Consider the following 17,136-nt stretch of genomic DNA (forward strand, 5'->3'; position numbering starts at 1 on the left):
CGCTCCCCCGCAGGTAGCTATCCGATGGCGCGCCGTCAATGTTGACGCGCCGCGGAAGACGCTTTCCGCCCGCGGAAAAGCTCAGCCGGGACGGGCGTGGAAGAAGTCGTGCACGGCGCGGGCGGTGGCCTGATTGATGCCGGGCACGTTTTCGAGATCGGCCAGCGAGGCGCGCTCGATCGCCTTCAGCGTTCCGAAATGGCGCAGCAGCGCCCGCTTGCGGGTGGGCCCGACGCCCGGGATCTCCTGCAGGCCGGCCTGAGTAATGTCCTTCTTCCGCCGCGCGCGATGCGAGCCGATGGCGAATCGGTGGGCCTCGTCGCGCAGGCGCTGAACGAAATAGAGCACCGGATCGCGGGGCTCGAGCCGGAACGGTGTCTCGCCCGGCCGGTAGAAGGTCTCGCGGCCGGCATCGCGGTCCGGCCCCTTGGCGACGCCGACGAGCGGCACGTCGGCGATGCCGAGCTCGGCCAGCGTCTCCATCGCCGATTTGAGCTGCCCGGGACCGCCGTCGATCAGCACGAGGTCGGGCCAGGCGGAATCGGCGACTTCCGGCGAAGTCGCTTCCGGCACGGGCTGCGCACCGGGTTCCGCGGTCGCGTCGGCTTGCGCCGATGCGCGCGGCGCTTCGCGCAGCAGGCGCGAGAAGCGGCGGGTGAGCACCTCGCGCATCATGCCGTAATCGTCGCCGGGGACGAGATCGGCCGAGCGGATGTTGAACTTGCGGTATTGGCTTTTGGCGAAGCCTTCCGGCCCCGCCACGATCATCCCGCCGACGGCATTGGTGCCCATGATGTGGGAATTGTCGTAAACCTCGATGCGGCGCGGCGCGCGCGGCAGCTTGAAGCTCGTTGCCAGCGCCTCCAGCAACCGGGTTTGGCTCGCGCTCTCGGCGAGCTTGCGGCCCAGCGCTTCGCGGGCGTTCTGCAGGGCGTGCTCGACAAGTTCCCGCTTCTCGCCGCGCTGGGGAACCGCGATCTCCACCCGATGGCCGGTGCGGGTGGCGAGCGCCTCGGCGAGCAGGTCCTGGTCCTCGACCGTGTGGCTGAGCAGGATGAGGCGCGGACAGGGCTTGTCCTCGTAGAACTGGGCGAGGAAGGCGTCGAGCACCTCCGCCGGCCCGAGCGACCGGTCGGCGCGCGGGTAGAAGGCGTGGTTGCCCCAGTTCTGCCCGGTGCGGAAGAAGAACACCTGCACGCAGGTCGCCCCGCCCTCCTGATGAACGGCGAACACGTCGGCTTCCTCGACCCCGCGCGGGTTGATGCCCTGGGTACCCTGCACGGCGGATAGCGCGGCAAGGCGATCACGCAGCGCGGCGGCACGCTCGAATTCGAGCTCCTCGGCCGCCTGCTCCATCTCGCGGGCGAGATGCTCCTTCACCGCACGGCTCTTGCCGGATAGGAAGCCGCGGGCTTCCTCGACCAGTTCCGCGTAATCGGTGTGCGAAATCTCGCCGGTGCAGGGGCCGGCGCAGCGCTTGATCTGGAACAGCAGGCAGGGGCGGGTGCGCCCGTCATAGAAGCTGTCGGTGCAGGAGCGGATCAGGAAGGCTTTCTGCAGCGCGTTGATGGTGCGGTTCACCGCCCAGACCGAGGCGAAGGGGCCGTAATAGTCGCCGGGGCGGGAGCGGGCGCCGCGGTGCTTGGTGATCTGCGGCGCGCCGTGGTCGCGGGTGATGAGAATATAGGGAAACGACTTGTCGTCGCGCAGCAGCACGTTGAATCGCGGCTTCAGCTGCTTGATGAGGTTGGCCTCGAGCAGCAGCGCCTCGGTCTCGGTGCCGGTGGAGACGAATTCCATCTCGGCGGTGGCTGCCACCATACGCATGATGCGCGAGGTGAGGCCGGTCGGGCGGGTATAGGCGATGATGCGCCGCTTGATGCTCTTCGCCTTGCCGACATAGAGCACGTCGCCGCCCGATCCGATCATGCGATAGACGCCCGGCCCGTTCGGGGCATGCCTGCTGGCGCGCAGGATGGCGGCGCGGCCGAGCGCAACGGTGCCTTCCGCCGGGATCGCCTCCTCGCCCTCGTTCGCGAGAGGCAGCAGCGCCTCGTCCTCGGTGTCGGCGATATCGGGTTCGTCGGCTTCGAGATCGGGCGGCGAATGGGGCGGGCGCGGGTTCATCGCCGCCAAAATAGGGATTCGTGCGCGCCGGGAACAGGGGAGGATTGCGCCGGCCCACAGGTGCGGACGGGCCGGCGCGGGTGTAAGAGGCGATCTCATGTCCACGGCCTCCCCGATATCCTCCGATCGTCCCGTGCCGCTGGCCGGCTATGGTCTCGCCGTCTGCGGGGCGATCCTGTTCGCCTCGAAGGCGGTAGCGGTGAAGCTCGCCTATGCCGCCGGTGCCGATGCCGAACTCCTGCTGGCGCTGCGCATGGGGTTGTCGCTGCCGGTCTACCTCGCCATCGGGCTGTTCGCTGTGCAGCGCCAGCGCGGGAATGGCGTGGCGCTGCCGCGCCTCGGGCTGGTGACGAAGGCGGCGCTGGTCGGGCTGCTGGGCTACTGGTTCTCGAGCTACACCGATTTCCTCGGCCTGCAATACATCTCGGCGGCGTTCGAGCGGCTGATCCTGTTCACCTATCCGTTGTTCGTCGTGCTGTTCGGAGCGCTGTTCTTCGGCCTGCCGATCAAGCGGCGGGCCCTGGTGGCGTTTCTGCTCAGCTATGGGGGGCTGGCGATCATCTTCGCGCAGAACTTCTCCGCCGGCGGCGCCGATGTCGCGCGGGGCGCCGGCTGGGTGCTGCTCGCGGCGATCGCCTTCGCGCTCTATCAGCTGATCGCGAAAGGGCTGATCGGCAAGATCGGCGCGAGCCTGTTCACCTGCATCGCGATGACGGCCGCGTCCATCGCCGCGCTCGCGCAGTTCATTGCGCTGCGGCCCCTGTCGTCGCTGATGGTGTCCTCGCACCTGTTTGCGATCGCGGTGTTCCTGGCGATCTTCGCAACCGTCGTGCCGACCTTCCTGATGAACGCGGCGTTACAGCGCATTTCCGCGCAGGCGAATGCGACGATCGGCACGGTGAGCCCGGTCGCCACCATGCTGCTCGGCTTCTTTTTCCTGGGCGAGGCGGTGACGCCGATGGAGTTCGCGGGCGGCATCCTTGTGATGGCCAGCATCGGCTGGTTCACGCTGGCCGACGCGCGCCGGCGCTGACTTATTCAGGTCCGGTCGCGTCCGGCGTGCGCCAGGCGAGGTGCTGCCCGCCGTCGACGGCGAGGATCTGGCCGGTGATGCTGCGCGCCTCGGCGAGATAGAGGACCGCCTCGGCGATCTCCTCGGGCGTCGGTCCGCGCCCCAGCAGGACGGCGGCGCTCTGCTGCGCGAAATGCTCGGCGCTCTGGCGCAGGTTGGCGAGCGTCGGCCCGGGCGCGACCGCGTTCAACCGCACGCGCGGGGCGAGCGCCTGCGCCAGCGTGAGCGTCGCCGTGGCGAGCGCGGATTTGGTGAGGCCGTAGGAGAAGAAGCGCGGCGTGGGCTTCAGCACGCGCTGATCGACGAGATTGACGACGGCACCGCCTGTGTCTTCCGCCAGCCCGGCCGCGAGCGCTTGGGCGAGAAAGACCGGCGCCCGCAGGTTGACGGCGAAGTGCCGGTCCCACTGCTCGATGTCGAGGTGGCCGACCTCGTCGTCGTGAAATTCCGAGGCGTTGTTGACCAGCAGCGTCACCGGCCCGAGGGCGGCGCGGGCCGCGGGGATCAGCGCAGCCACCGCATCCGCCTCGGCCAGTTCGGCGAACAGGGCGATCGCCTGTCCGCCGGCGGCGGAAATCTCAGCTGCCAGCGCCTGCGGCTCCGGACGCCCCGGCCGGCCGTGGATCGCGATCGCGTAGCCGGCGGCCGCGAGGCGCATCGTGATGGCCCGGCCGATGCGGACGGCGCCGCCGGTGACGAGCGCGACGCCGCGGCATCCCGTTTCCGATCGCATCATGCTTCCTCGCGCGGTTCGTGGGGCCAGTGTCCGGACCGTTCTAGCCAATCCGGGTCGGGAGCGGGTGTCCTTTCATGGCCTGACGGGCCATACGGGCGCCGTGCCGGTTCGGATCGCGCCGGGCGCTCATCGATTTGCGGGAGTCTTCCGGATATCGGGAGGATGTCGGCCAGATCGGCGCGTCCGAACCTGCAAAGTGGCATGATTCCGCTCTCTCACGCGCGTTCACGCAAGGTAATCGCCGCCCGTCCGTCGTCGGAAAACCACGCGAATGCAGCCGGATCGCGCCGCGTCCTCACGGCAGCGTGAAATATCGGCGTCCCATTATATGTCATTTTCTGCCGCATTCCGGCCCTTCACCGGACAAGCTGGGGAACTATCCAATCGATGACTGCGTTGTGTCGTTTTCGGTCGGAGTTAGCTCGCATGTACAAGATCATCGGTTCGGGCATTGCTGCGGCGGGCCTCATGTTCGCCGCGCCCGCTTTCGCGGCGGATATCGCGCCCGCGCCCTATCCCACCAAGGCCCCGCCCGCGATCATCGCGGCTCCGTCCTACGATTGGAGCGGCTTCTATATCGGTGGCAATGCCGGCTATGCGTGGGGGGACAGCTCGAACCCGACGGGGTATGCCTCACTCTCGCCCGACGGGTGGCTCGGCGGTGGCCAGATCGGCGTGAACTACCAGTTCGGCAACAATGTCGTCATCGGCGCCGAGGCTGACCTGCAGGGCTCGGACATCAACGACAATGTCGGCAGCTACGGCACGAAGATGGACTATTTCGGCACCGTGCGGGGGCGTGTCGGCTACGCCTTCGACAATGTGCTGCCCTATCTGACCGGCGGTTTCGCCTGGGGCCACAACGAGGTCTCGTTCGATGGCGCGACCAGCGACAACACCCATGTCGGCTGGACGGTTGGCGCGGGCCTCGAATACGGCATCTCGCCGAACTGGACGGTCAAGGCCGAATATCTCTATCTCGACCTCGGCGACGAATATTACCAGAGCATCGGTGCGAACACCGACGTGAAGGCGAATGTCGGCCGCGTGGGCGTGAACTACAAGTTCTGAGTCGAGCCGGGAAGGCCCCTGCCTTCCCCACGGTCGCTGCGCGGGGCTCCGGACGGAAACGTCCGGGGCCCCTTCGCTTTTTTCGATGAACAACTATCGGGTTAAGGCATGTTTAACCATGTTTTGATGCGCAATATGCCCTGAATGCCGACGCGTCAAAACAAGAACATTATTTTATCGAAATATTAATTACGATATACATAAATGAATCTTAGATCATTTCCAGCGATGTCTTGCGTTGTATTTTTGCAATAGCGGAGTGTTCTGCGAGGGTCTATGAAAGGTTCAATCGAACTCAAGGAGAACCATCATGCTTCGCAAGCTCCTGTGCGGTACCGCTCTCGCGGCTTTGGCGGCGGCCCCGGCGCTCGCGGCCGATATGTCCTATCCGGTCAAGGCGGCGCCCGTCGCTTATGCGCCGGTGCCGGTGTTCAGCTGGACGGGCTTCTATATCGGCGCGAATGCCGGCTATGGCTGGACCGATGTCGGCGGCACCAACGCCTTCATCGCCGCGGCGGACGACTATTACTTCGACTTCCTCCGCTCGGGCAGCCTGCAGCCCGAGGGCTGGTTCGGCGGTCTTCAGGCCGGCTACAACTACCAGTTCGACAATAATGTCGTGCTCGGCGTCGAGGCGGACGTCCAGTTCGCCGACATGAACGAGAACTTCAACTACTCCGGCTATTCGCAGTTCGTCGACATCGACAACAACATTTTCCAGGCCGGCACGATCAGCTCGAAGGTCGAGACCTTCGGCACGATCCGCGCCCGTCTCGGTTATGCCGTCGACCGCTTCCTGCCCTACATCACGGGTGGCGTGGCCTGGGCCGATATCAAGCGGACGGAAGTGGTGGTCAGCAATGCCGAAGTCGGCGGCGTGATCGGTCCGGACGTGGTCACCGCGGCCTCCTACAGCGACACGTCGTGGGGCTGGACGCTGGGCGCGGGTGGTGAATACGCCATCACCGACAACTGGACCGTCAAGGCCGAATACCTCTACGCCGATGTGGGTTCCTCGAGCTTCAGCGGCGTGTTCAACCACCGCGACCTCGACTACGCGATCCAGACCGTGAAGGCGGGTGTGAACTACAAGTTCTGAGGCGGCCAAACCGCTTCGACAGGGTGGCGCATGCGATGGCCCGGACCGCAAGGTCCGGGCCTTTTTCGTGCCGTCCCGACCGCATCCCATATCGTCGCATGCCGGCCGTGCTGCTAGCATCAGGCGAGGCTGCCGCGTGTGCAGGCAGTCACGGAGGGCATGATGGGCATTTACGACTTCATCAAGGGTGTCGGCGAGAAGCTGTTCGGGGGGAGCGCCGAGGCGGCGCCGTCGGCCGACACGCTCAAGAAGGAAGTGGAGAAGCTGGGCTTCGACACGTCCGGTCTCGACATCAGGGTCGATGGCGACAAGGTCTCGCTCGGCGGTGCCGCCAAGAGCACGGAGGAAGCCGAGAAGATCATTCTCGCCCTCGGCAACAATATCGGTATCGCGCAGGTCGACGAGCAACTGGTCGTTCAGGCGGAAGCGCCCAAGGCGGTGTTCTACACCGTCAAGAAGGGCGATACGCTCTGGAAGATCGCGGAGGAGAATTACGGGAAGGGCAAGGGTGCCAAGCACACCGTGATCTTCGAGGCCAACCGGCCGATGCTGACGCACCCGGACAAGATCTATCCCGGCCAGGTGCTTCGCATTCCCCCGCTCAACTGAGCGGGCGACCGCTCAACTCGTGGCGCGGGTTGCCTCGAAAGCAGGCACGCGCGCACTGAAACCGTCCAGCCATGCGGTCAATGCCGGGTGGCTGGCACGCCATTCGCCCGCGAAACGCAGGTCGAGATAGCCGAGCGCGCAGGCGACCGCGATCTCGCCGATATGAGCGGGTGCTGTCACGCCGCCCGCTTCCGGCGGTTGCCTTTCGAGCGCGACCATGGCGCGCGAGACCTTGCCGGCCTGTGTGGCGACCCAGTCGCCGCTGCGCCGTTCCTCCGGCCGAAAACGCTTTTCGTAGACCTGGAGCAGGGCCGCATCCATCAGCCCGTCGGCAAGCGCCTGAAGGGTGAGCGCGGCGATGCGCGCCTCGCCCGCGGCGGGGATGATCCGCCCGCCGCCGGCCGTGATGTCGAGAAACTCGACGATCACACGGGAATCGAAGACTGGTGGAGCATTCTCGCGCAGCAGCACCGGAATCTTGCCGAGCGGGTTCTGCGTGCGCAGCACCTCCGTCGGGTCGGTGGTGTCCGCCGGGACGACGTCGAGATGGACGCCGCACAGGGCGGCAACGATCTTGACCTTGCGCCCGAAGGGCGAGGCGGGAGACGAGCGCAACTTCATCATGGCACGCGAAACCTATCGGCCGCCGGAATTGCGCGACGAGGAGCGCCGCGCCATCCTCCGGCGAGCCACGTCTCGTATCAGTCGACGGGCTGGAGGTCGATGGCCTTCGGTCCCTTGCCGCGCTTGTCGGGTTCCACCTCGAAGCTGACGCGCTGTCCCTCCGCCAGCGCCCCGAGCCCTGAGCGCGTCACGGCCGACACGTGAACGAAGACGTCGCGGCCGCCGTCATCCGGACGAATGAAGCCGTAGCCCTTTTCGGTGTTGAAGAATTTGACGGTACCCGTCATCGCCATCGCACCCTGCTCCTCACCCCACGATCCGGCGCCAGCCCCCGACGCCGGTCGTTTCCTGTCCGTCAGTCAAGCAAAACCGGTGCCGTTCGCTGCCGAATGGCGCGTTCGCGTCCCGGCGCAGGCGAACGGCAGCGCTTTCGCCCGCCGCGGTTGTTCGGGGCCATTGCCCGGATGCTGCCGACACGAATGGCCTGGATATGCGGCGAGCGGCGAAAATCCCTGGCGGCGCCCCTGCGCTCGGGGTGCCGAACTTGCCCGCGCCCGTGCTCCGCGCGGCGACTCAGGCGTCGGGTATCAGCCAGCCGATGCGCACCCGCCCTTCGCCGTCCAGCGCCAGATGCGGCGCCAGCGCGCCGAAGATCGCACGGGCCTCGTCGACGAGGGTGAAAGGCGGGTTCACGACGACCAGCCCGCAGCCGGAAAGGCGATCGACCTGCCGTACCGTGCGCAGGTCGAATTCGATCCGCAGCGTCTTGGGGATGCGCGCCCTGGTCACGCTACGCCGGAAGGCGTCCACCGCGCGGACATCCTTGATCGGGTACCAGGCGATGAGCACGCCGCCGGCCCAGCGCCGATGCGCTTCGATGATACCGTCCGCGAGGCGATCGAACTCCCCCGGCGCCTCGAAGGGTGGGTCGATCAGCACGACGCCGCGCCGCTCCCGGGGCGGCACCTGGCCGCGCAGGGCCTGCCAGCCGTCCAAGGCCAGCACCTTCGCACGCCGGTCGTCCTCAAGAGCCTCGACCAGCGAGTCGCGCACCCCGGCCACGGTCTCGCAGCACAGCAGCGTGTCCTGGCGGCGGGCGAGGGCTCGCGCGACCAGCGGCGAGCCGGGATAGAAGCGCAGGCCGCCCGCGGGGTTGACCGCCGCGACGGCCTCCCGCCACGGGGCGAGAAGTGCCTCCACCTCCGGCGCGAAGGTGAGGCCGTGAATCGCGCCAACGCCCTCGACCCACTCGCCGGTGCGCTCGGCCTCGTCGCCGCGCAGGTCGTACAGCCCGGCGCCGGCGTGGGTGTCGATGTAGCGGTAGCCGCTATCCTTGCGCGCGAGATAGGTGAGGACGCGCGCCAGGACGATATGCTTGACGACATCCGCGAAATTGCCGGCGTGGAAGGCGTGGCGATAATTCATGGCGGGGCCATAGCCGTCGCCGCCGCGGCTTTCAACCGCCGCGCATCGGCGGCATGACGATCCGCCCGGCCCGGCAGGCGCGGCGATCGACATCGGGGCAGGGGGTGAACTTGAGGCCGCGATCCATGCAGATGCGCACCTCGGTGAGGCGGCGGCCGTCGCACCCGACCGCGATCATATCGGGCTGCAGCCGGGGATTGGCCGCGAGGAACGCCGTCTCGACCTCGCCGGGCGACACCATCTTATAGGCGTCGATGCGGCGATACGGTTCGGGGATCGCCACGGCCGCACGCGCGCGGCGGATCGTCTCGAAATAGGCGTCGGCGCCGAGGCCGGAGCAGGTGCCGTGGGTGCGCCATTCATGAATGACCAGCCGGCGGCTCGGCATCAGGTCCAGCATGCCGAGCACGATCGCTTCCGGCACGCGCGGCGCCGGTTTCAGGCAGTCCTGCGGCCAGCCGCGCTCATATTGCGGCCAGAGGCCGTGCACCACGAAGGCGAAAGGGCGACCACGACGGCATTGCGAGGGTTCGGCATCCGCGCCGGCGGTCTCGCAATAGGTGGGCGACCACGACAATGACAGGACGTAGTGATCGAACTGGCCGGGCGTTCCCGGCTGCTGGGCTGCGGCGGATCCGCCACTGACAAGAGCCAGGAGCAGCGCCGCCAGCCACTTCATGGACGCGCCATCTTGCAGTTGGGCGTGTAGCCCCAGCCCTTGTCGAGCCCGACCACGCACCATTCGACACCCCAGGAGAAGCCGATATAGCCGCCATCCTCGATGATCGAATAGTAGACGGTGTGCGGCATCGGCTTGCTCTGCGGGCCGTTGGCCACGAAAACCCGCGCCGAGCAGTAGCGGCGGGGCTGGTATTCCTCACCCCAGGGGCGGAATGCGATCTGGTGCACGCGGTCGAAGCTGTCCAGGGTGAGATTCGCGTTCCAGAAACGGGTCATCGTCTCGTGGAAGCGGTCGGCGATGCGGCTCAGCGCCTGCGGCGTGTCGCAGGCCGGAACGTCGCCGCTGTAGTTCGGGCCCGACAGCCAGAAATTCTTCTCCAGAAAGCTGGCCGCTTGGCCGCTTCCGGACGAGGCGGCAAGCGTCACGATCGCCAGCGCCGCCCCCACGGCACGCCGTACCCCGCTCCGCCGAGCCTCATTGTTCCTGCCGCGCATCCCCAGACTCCCAAACCTTCTGCGGGACGATGCGTCCGGCCTGTGCGAGGGTCAAGGACGGCGCGGCAACACCTCCCAGAAATTCATCGGATATCCGGTCGATGCGGGGCCGGCGGCCGCCGATGCGAGGCGGCGCAGGGGTGGTGCTCCGGTCAGGGCACAGGGTTCGTCGCTGAAAATCCAGCTGGCGACATTCTGGTCCATGCCGCAGATGGCGAATCGGGGCCCCTTCGGCGTGGAGAGGCAGAGGCGTTCGCCATGATGCATGTCCCGCCCTTGTGCCCGGCAGGTGCAGTCCGTTTGGGCGTCCGATTCGGCGGCAATGAGGAGAGTGCCGGCCAGCGCCAGAGTGGCGGCTGCGCCCCGGTGCGCCCAATGATGTCGAGCCGGTGTCCCCATGGCAGCCACCCTCTGCCGCGACTTTAGCACGGTGCGGCCCGTCCGCGGGAGGGGCTGCCCGGATCAGGTCAGCCGAATGACGTAGAGCTTGCGGGTGGTCTCGACGACCTCCCACACGCCTTTGAAGCCCGGTCGCAGGGTAAAGCTGTCGCCGGCCTCCAGCCGGACCGGAGGCTTTCCGTCCTCGTGCAGGACGGAGACGCCTTCCAGAAGGCTGCAGAATTCCCATTCCTCATAGTCGACCCGCCAGGCCCCCGGGGTCGACTGCCAGATGCCGGCAAAGAGCGTGTCGTCGAACAGGGATTCCACATTCCACGTCAGATGCCGGGGATCGCCTGCGACGATCTTTTCCGGCGCGGGCGCGCTTTCGTCCGGCACGCCGAGGGTGTCGGCATCGAAGCGCAGAAGGTGAGACGGAGGTGTGGACGACATGGAGGCTCCTGAACGGCGATGGCGCGGCCATCCTGGGGGATGGGCCGCGCCGCCTCAAGGCTCTCCAAGGGCCGTTGGGCAGCAGGAAGCCGCCCTTCTGCATCACTCCGCCGGCGCCGCGTGGGCGTCCGGCATCATCGCCTCCGGCAGGACTTCCACAGCCGAGTACTTGGCGCAGCCGAACAGGAAGCCGGCGACGATGACATAGGCGGCCGCGACCGTCGGCGTCACCGCGATGCCGACCGCCTCGCCATGCATGAAGCCGAAGAAGGTCAGCACCGCGCCGGCCAGCGCGAAGGCTGCCGCGTGGGTGAACTTGCGGTCGATGACGAAGACGCCGATGGCGCCGAGCACGAGGCCGACCAGGATGGCGCCGCCGCCCATCACCTCCAGCCCGTGATAGAGCACGCCGACCGCGCCCATGGTCTCCACGCCGATCTTGTGCGCGGAGGTGCCGGCGAGGTTCAGCGAGTTGTCGATGAGCAGCTTGGCCCAGGCGGCGAGATGCGGGGTGAGCGCCAGCACGACGGCCGGGGCGTGGCGGGAGGGCGTGGTCTGGAACGCCTGCGCGCCGATCAGCATGCCGATGTAGAGCAGGATCGGCGAGATCGCGACCACCGGGATCAGCGCCAGCAGCACGGCGATGATGCCGAACCAGGCCAGCAGCAGCACCATCACGCCGGTGGCGGCGGAATAGCCGATGCGCCCGCCCATCGACTTCCAGCCGGGATGGCCGATGTAGACGGCGTTGATGAAGGGGTTGCCCATCAGGCAGCCGATCAGGCTGACGACGCCGTCGGCGGAGAGCACGCGGGTGGTGGGGAAGTGGTCGCCGGCGGCTTCGGCGCTCTCGACGTTGTCCATCGCCTCGACGAGATCGTAGATGCCGAAGGGGATGGCGGTGACGAGGATCACGCCGAGATACTTGAAGCCGTGGAAGACGTGGTCGAAGGCCGGCAGCGGGATCGAGAAGCCGAAATTGGCGAAGGAGGCGCCGAGCTTCTCGACGCTCATGCCGCCGTAGTTGAGCCCGAACAGGTTCGAGCCCCAGGCGATGGCCATGCCAACGGCGATGGCGATGAGGCCGGCCGGAATGCCCTTCGGATACCGGACCCCTCCGAACCAGCTCACCATGATGATGGCGAAGCAGGTAAGGCCGATCACCGGCGTCGTGAAGATCTCGAAGGCCGGGCGCATCGAGATGAAGGCGATGGAGACGCCCGCCAGCGTGCCGAGCAGGGCGGCGCGCGGGGTGATCTTGCGGATGTAGGGGGCGACGAAGCCGCCGATCATCAGGATGAAGCTCTGGAAGAACACCCAGACGAGGCCGGCTTCCCAGCCCTGGATCGGATCGCCGGTGGCCGCGCCGATCGGCAGCATGATGACGAACACCACGACGAACATGTGCGGCACGGAGATGCCCGAGGGCAGGGCGCAGACATCGTCGCGGCCGGTCTTCTTCGCCAGCTGGTAGGCGAGGAAAGCGTAATAGGCGGTCGACAGGAACATCATCAGACCGACCGCCGGAAGGATGCGGCCGAACACGATCTCCGGCGGCATCTTCAGCACAAACTGCAGCAGCCCGGTCAGCACCAGCATGTTGACCAGGATGTTGGTGCCGAAGCCGAACAGCGCATTCCAGTCGCCCCGGGTCCAGATCACCGGCCGCATGCCGATCCTGGAGGGCGATATCGGGCTCATCTCATTCGCTGACATGCTTTCATCCCCTCGATATCGAGTGTCGGTCCAGACGATGGGTAGTGCGGCGCCGGCAGGCGTGCGTTGGTGCGGGCCGGGTGCCGCGGGGTGGCGCGCTCAGGCCGCCCTGGCCTTGGCGTGGAGAGCGGCGATGAGCGCCGCCGAATCTGAGACCCAGCCGAAGATGCCGCCCTGCGCCTTGATCATCTCGAGGCCGACGCGGTGAAACTCCGGGAAGTAGGAGGCGCAGCAATCGGCCAGCGCCACGCAGTGGTAGCCGCGGTCGTTGCCCTCGCGGATGGTGGTGTGGACGCAGACCTCGGTGGTGACGCCGCAAATGAGCAGCGTGTCGACATGCCGGTTGCGGAGGATCAGTTCGAGGTCGGTCTGGTAGAACGCGCCCTTGCCGGGCTTGTCGAGCACCACCTCGCCCGCGGCGGGGTAGAGTTCGGGAATGATGTCGTGGCCGTCCTCGCCGCGGATGAGGATGCGACCCATCGGCCCGGCGCAGCCGATCCGCGCCGCCGGCTCGCCGCGGTTGACCTTGGCGGGCGGGGCGTCGTGCATGTCGGGGCGGTGGCCCTCGCGGGTGTGGATGACCAGCATGCCAGCGGCACGGGCGGCGTTCAGCGCCGCCTTGCAGGGGCCGACGGCGGCCTGGAGCAGAGAGACGTCATTGCCCAGCGTCTCGCCGAAGCCGCCCGGCTCCAGGAAGTCGCGCTGCATGTCGATGATCACCAGCGCCGTGCGGGCGGGGTCGAAGGCAAGCGGCGAGGGTTCGGCGGCAAGGCTGAGCTGAGGCATCGGCGTCTCCCGGCACGACGTGAACGAAAATGCGTTCGATGCAGGGATCGCCTCCGCGATGTGCATACAATGATGTATGCATCTCGCGTGCCAGATTTTTATCTAGAAATATCCTTTTTTATCAATTGTTTAATTCTAGTGACACTTCCTGTGTGCTGGTGTTTCAGCGTCTTTATCTGCGTCACTTGCACAAATTTTCGTCATGACCATGACGGGTCTGTCGGGGTACGCATGGTGGGTGGCCTCCCGGCGCCTCGACCTCCATAACGACAAGGTGCGCCGATGCTCATCGCCCAGATCTCCGACCCGCACCTGCGGCCGAAGGGGGAGCTTTATCAGGGCCTGGTCGATTCCAACGCGATGTTCGCCGCCGCGCTCGACCATCTGGCCGGTCTCGATCCCGCGCCCGATCTCGTGCTGCTGACGGGCGACGTGGTCGACGACGGCAGCGACGCGGAGTACGCCGTCGCCCGCGAGATGCTCAGTGCGATCTGGGCGCCGCTGCTGATCATTCCCGGCAACCACGACGATCGCGAACGATTCCGTGTCGCTTTCGCCGATCACATACCGATGCCGGCCTCGGGCCCGATCCATTTCGTTCGGGATCATGGCGACCTGCGCATCGTCGCGCTGGATGTCACTGTGCCGGGCGAGCATCACGGCTCGTTCGACGAGGCTGCGGAATGCTGGCTGGAGGGCGTTCTTTCGGCAGGAGGTGAGCGGCCGACACTGGTCATGATGCACCAGCCGCCGATCCGCTCGGGCATGGACTGCATCGACGCCTATAATTGCCGGGGCGGCGACCGGCTTGCCACTCTCATCGCCCGCCATCCTCAGGTCGAGCGTATTCTCTGCGGTCATGTCCACCGGCTGATGCAGGCCCGGTTCGGCGGCACCGTGCTGGTGGCCGCGCCCAGCACGACGACGGCCATCGCCCTGCGGCTCCACCCCGCGGCCGAGCCGGCCTCGTTCGTCGAGCCGCCGGCGATGCTGCTGCACCAGTGGATACCGGGGCAGGGCTTGGTGACGCATCACGTTCCGATCGGCCGGTTTCGAGGTCCGCTACCCTTCTTCTGATCGGGGGCGACCTCTTTCCCCGACGGGTCGGACGTCCCATATTCGCGCCATGGCCAAAGCTTCACGTCCCGGCGGATTCGGCGAGCGCTCCCAGCGCGCCTTCGAGCCCGCGCCCACCGCCACGCTCGATCCCAAGCTCGCCGAGAAACTCGGCGTGGCGCCGACCTCCGGCGCCTCCGCGACCGTCGCCGCGCTTTCCGCGCTGATCGAGAGCGGCCGGCCGGAAGTGGACGGGCAGGTCTGGGCACCGCATCGGCCGATGCGGCCCGAGAAATCCGAGGGCGGCGTCGAGTTCGTCCTGAAGTCCGACTACACGCCGAACGGCGACCAGCCCCAGGCGATCGAGGAACTCTGCGCCGCCGCCAATGAGGGCGAGCGCGATCAGGTGCTGCTCGGCGTCACTGGCTCGGGCAAGACCTTCACCATGGCCAATGTCATCCAGCGCCTGCAGCGGCCGGCGCTGGTCTTGGCGCCGAACAAGACGCTGGCGGCGCAGCTCTATGGCGAGTTCAAGAGCTTCTTCCCCGACAACGCGGTCGAGTATTTCGTCTCCTACTACGACTATTACCAGCCAGAGGCCTACGTCCCGCGCACCGACACCTATATCGAGAAGGAATCCTCGATCAACGAGCAGATCGACCGCATGCGCCACTCGGCGACGCGCGCGCTGCTGGAGCGCGATGACGTCATCATCGTCGCCTCGGTGTCCTGCATCTACGGTATCGGTTCGGTCGAGACCTATGCGTCGATGACCTTCAAGGTCGAGGTGGGCGAGCGCATCGACCAGCGCCAGCTGCTCGCCGACCTGGTGGCGCTCCAGTACAAGCGCATCCAGGGCGATTTCGGCCGCGGCACGTTCCGCGTGCGCGGCGACGTGATCGAGGTGTTCCCGGCCCATTACGAGGACCGCGCCTGGCGTATCTCGCTGTTCGGCGACGAGGTCGAGAGCATCCAGGAATTTGACCCGCTGACGGGTCAGAAGTCGCAGGACCTGAAATTCGTCAAGCTCTACGCCAATTCGCACTATGTGACGCCGCGCCCGACGCTGATACAGGCGATTTCCGGCATCAAGGCGGAGCTGAAGCACCGCCTCGACGAGCTTAACGGCATGGGCCGCTTCCTCGAGGCGCAGCGGCTGGAGCAGCGCTGCACCTTCGATATCGAGATGATGGAGGCGACGGGAAGCTGCGCCGGCATCGAGAACTATTCGCGCTGGCTGACCGGACGCCGTCCCGGCGAGCCGCCGCCGACGCTGTTCGAGTATGTGCCCGACAACGCGCTGATCTTCTGCGACGAGAGCCACGTGACCGTCCCGCAGATCGGCGCGATGTATCGCGGCGACTTCCGCCGCAAGGCGACGCTGGCCGAATACGGCTTCCGCTTGCCGAGCTGCATGGACAACCGCCCGCTGCGCTTCGAAGAATGGGAGGCGATGCGCCCGCAGACCGTGCATGTCTCGGCAACTCCCGGGAAATGGGAGATGGAGCAGACCGGCGGCGTGTTCGTCGAGCAGGTGATCCGTCCGACCGGACTGGTCGATCCGCCGGTGGAGGTGCGCCCCGCCCGCACCCAGGTCGACGACCTGCTCGGCGAGGTGCGGCAGGTTGCGGCGAAGGGCTATCGCACGCTGGTGACGACGCTCACCAAGCGCATGGCCGAGGACCTCACCGAATATCTGCACGAGAACGGCATCCGGGTGCGCTACATGCACTCGGACATCGACACCATCGAGCGCATCGAGATCATCCGCGACCTGCGCCTCGGCGCCTTCGACGTGCTGATCGGCATCAATCTGCTGCGCGAGGGGCTCGACATTCCCGAATGCGGCCTCGTCGCCATCCTCGACGCCGACAAGGAGGGCTTCCTGCGCTCGGAGACCTCGCTGGTCCAGACCATCGGCCGCGCCGCGCGAAACGTCGACGGGCGCGTGCTGCTCTATGCCGACCACATCACCGGCTCGATGGAGCGGGCGATGGCGGAGACGGAGCGCCGCCGCACCAAGCAGCTCGCCTGGAACGCCGAGCACGGCATCACGCCGGAAAGCGTGAAGAAGGCGATCGGCGACATCCTCAACAGCGTCTATGAGCGCGACCACGTGACCGTCGACTCGGGCCTCGCCGAGGCGCCTGCCGCCTATGGGCACAATCTCGCGGCGGTGATCGCCGATCTCGAGAAGCGCATGCGCAAGGCGGCGGCCGATCTCGATTTCGAGCAGGCGGCGCGGCTGCGCGACGAGATCAAGCGTTTGCAGGCGACCGAGCTCGCTGTCTCCGACGATCCGCTGGCGCGGCAGGAGAGCATCGACGACCGCACCGGCGGCTATCGCGGGCCCCGCAGCTACGGCACGGCGGCCAACCTGCCGGCCGGCGAGGCGGGCAAGGGCGCAAGCGGCAAGGCGGGGCGCGGGAAAGGTGGCGCGCGCGGCGGTCCGCGCTCATCGCCCGGGCATGTCTCCTCCGGGCATCAGGCGCGGGCGGACGAGGTGCAGGCGGCCTATGAGGCCGATGATGGCCTGCCGCTGCCCCGCTCGCGCGTCATGAAGCCCTCGCTCGACGACATGGGTCCGGGCACGGACCGCGCCGAGCCGCTTGGCGCCGATGGCTGGACGCGCCCGGAACGGCCCGATCCGATGACCAAGGGCTACCGGAAAGGCGGGCGCCGGCCGCCGAAGCGGTGAGGGTGGCGCCTTCGTTGAAGGAGAGATGCGAGCTTGCCGGGGTATCTCGGTGACGTTGATGCCGGGTTGGTCGGCGTGGACGAATTCGAGTGAAAGGCGCTCAGCGATCT

General features: G+C 67.0%; 16 protein-coding genes. 6 read left to right on the forward strand and 10 right to left on the reverse strand.

Annotation, left to right across the window (positions count from 1 at the left end; translation table 11 throughout):
* Positions 1-81 precede the first annotated feature (81 nt).
* Entirely contained in the window at positions 82-2,127 is a 2,046-nt protein-coding gene (uvrC, locus tag ACEUEL_RS03730; protein ID WP_405706556.1) for an excinuclease ABC subunit UvrC, read from the reverse strand.
* A gap of 97 nt (positions 2,128-2,224) precedes the next feature.
* Between uvrC and ACEUEL_RS03735 the strand changes: the two genes are divergently transcribed.
* A complete protein-coding gene (locus ACEUEL_RS03735) occupies positions 2,225-3,160 on the forward strand; it encodes a DMT family transporter (RefSeq protein WP_405702274.1) in 936 nt (311 codons plus the stop codon).
* A 1-nt stretch (position 3,161) separates the two neighbouring features.
* Here ACEUEL_RS03735 and ACEUEL_RS03740 read toward each other — a convergent pair whose 3' ends face one another.
* Positions 3,162-3,935: an SDR family oxidoreductase gene (locus ACEUEL_RS03740; RefSeq protein WP_405702276.1), complete on the reverse strand. Its 774-nt coding sequence runs from the start codon at positions 3,933-3,935 to the stop codon at positions 3,162-3,164.
* A gap of 426 nt (positions 3,936-4,361) precedes the next feature.
* On the opposite strand from ACEUEL_RS03740, the gene ACEUEL_RS03745 reads away from it, so the two are divergent.
* The 3 genes from ACEUEL_RS03745 (at position 4,362) to lysM (ending at position 6,714) form a co-directional block, all read left to right on the forward strand.
* Positions 4,362-5,006 carry an outer membrane protein gene (locus ACEUEL_RS03745; protein ID WP_405702279.1) on the forward strand — a complete coding sequence of 215 codons (645 nt, stop codon included), beginning with the start codon at positions 4,362-4,364 and terminating at the stop codon, positions 5,004-5,006.
* A gap of 310 nt (positions 5,007-5,316) precedes the next feature.
* Positions 5,317-6,105 carry an outer membrane protein gene (locus ACEUEL_RS03750; protein WP_405702282.1) on the forward strand — a complete coding sequence of 263 codons (789 nt, stop codon included), beginning with the start codon at positions 5,317-5,319 and terminating at the stop codon, positions 6,103-6,105.
* A gap of 162 nt (positions 6,106-6,267) precedes the next feature.
* Positions 6,268-6,714 carry a peptidoglycan-binding protein LysM gene (gene lysM, locus ACEUEL_RS03755; protein WP_405702283.1) on the forward strand — a complete coding sequence of 149 codons (447 nt, stop codon included), beginning with the start codon at positions 6,268-6,270 and terminating at the stop codon, positions 6,712-6,714.
* A gap of 12 nt (positions 6,715-6,726) precedes the next feature.
* On the opposite strand, the gene ACEUEL_RS03760 is transcribed toward lysM, so the two are convergent.
* The 8 genes from ACEUEL_RS03760 to ACEUEL_RS03795 form a co-directional block, all read right to left on the reverse strand.
* A complete protein-coding gene (locus ACEUEL_RS03760) occupies positions 6,727-7,338 on the reverse strand; it encodes a glutathione S-transferase family protein (protein WP_405702286.1) in 612 nt (203 codons plus the stop codon).
* A gap of 77 nt (positions 7,339-7,415) precedes the next feature.
* A complete protein-coding gene (locus ACEUEL_RS03765; RefSeq protein WP_405702289.1) occupies positions 7,416-7,631 on the reverse strand; it encodes a cold-shock protein in 216 nt (71 codons plus the stop codon).
* 280 nt (positions 7,632-7,911) lie between these two features.
* The gene (locus ACEUEL_RS03770) at positions 7,912-8,763 is read right to left on the reverse strand and encodes a 23S rRNA (adenine(2030)-N(6))-methyltransferase RlmJ (RefSeq protein ID WP_405702290.1); all 852 of its coding nucleotides are present in this window, start codon (positions 8,761-8,763) and stop codon (positions 7,912-7,914) included.
* 31 nt (positions 8,764-8,794) lie between these two features.
* Positions 8,795-9,442, reverse strand: a complete 648-nt coding sequence (locus ACEUEL_RS03775) for a ribonuclease T2 family protein (RefSeq protein ID WP_405702293.1) — start codon at positions 9,440-9,442, stop codon at positions 8,795-8,797.
* A complete protein-coding gene (locus ACEUEL_RS03780) occupies positions 9,439-9,939 on the reverse strand; it encodes a hypothetical protein (protein ID WP_405702296.1) in 501 nt (166 codons plus the stop codon). Before ACEUEL_RS03780 ends, ACEUEL_RS03775 begins: the two co-directional genes overlap by 4 nt.
* A gap of 462 nt (positions 9,940-10,401) precedes the next feature.
* Positions 10,402-10,770, reverse strand: a complete 369-nt coding sequence (locus tag ACEUEL_RS03785; protein WP_405702299.1) for a cupin domain-containing protein — start codon at positions 10,768-10,770, stop codon at positions 10,402-10,404.
* Between the two features lie 102 nt (positions 10,771-10,872).
* Positions 10,873-12,486: a regulator gene (locus ACEUEL_RS03790; RefSeq protein WP_405702300.1), complete on the reverse strand. Its 1,614-nt coding sequence runs from the start codon at positions 12,484-12,486 to the stop codon at positions 10,873-10,875.
* Between the two features lie 99 nt (positions 12,487-12,585).
* Positions 12,586-13,272, reverse strand: a complete 687-nt coding sequence (locus ACEUEL_RS03795; protein ID WP_405702302.1) for a cysteine hydrolase family protein — start codon at positions 13,270-13,272, stop codon at positions 12,586-12,588.
* A gap of 282 nt (positions 13,273-13,554) precedes the next feature.
* On the opposite strand from ACEUEL_RS03795, the gene ACEUEL_RS03800 reads away from it, so the two are divergent.
* Both ACEUEL_RS03800 and uvrB read left to right on the forward strand, forming a co-directional pair.
* On the forward strand, positions 13,555-14,349 hold the full coding sequence (locus ACEUEL_RS03800; RefSeq protein WP_405702305.1) for a phosphodiesterase: 795 nt from the start codon (positions 13,555-13,557) through the stop codon (positions 14,347-14,349).
* Between the two features lie 49 nt (positions 14,350-14,398).
* Positions 14,399-17,026: an excinuclease ABC subunit UvrB gene (gene uvrB, locus ACEUEL_RS03805; RefSeq protein WP_405702308.1), complete on the forward strand. Its 2,628-nt coding sequence runs from the start codon at positions 14,399-14,401 to the stop codon at positions 17,024-17,026.
* The last annotated feature ends 110 nt before the right edge of the window (positions 17,027-17,136 follow it).

Origin of the sequence: Ancylobacter terrae (assembly GCF_045108345.1) — a bacterium.
Classification (GTDB): domain Bacteria; phylum Pseudomonadota; class Alphaproteobacteria; order Rhizobiales; family Xanthobacteraceae; genus Ancylobacter.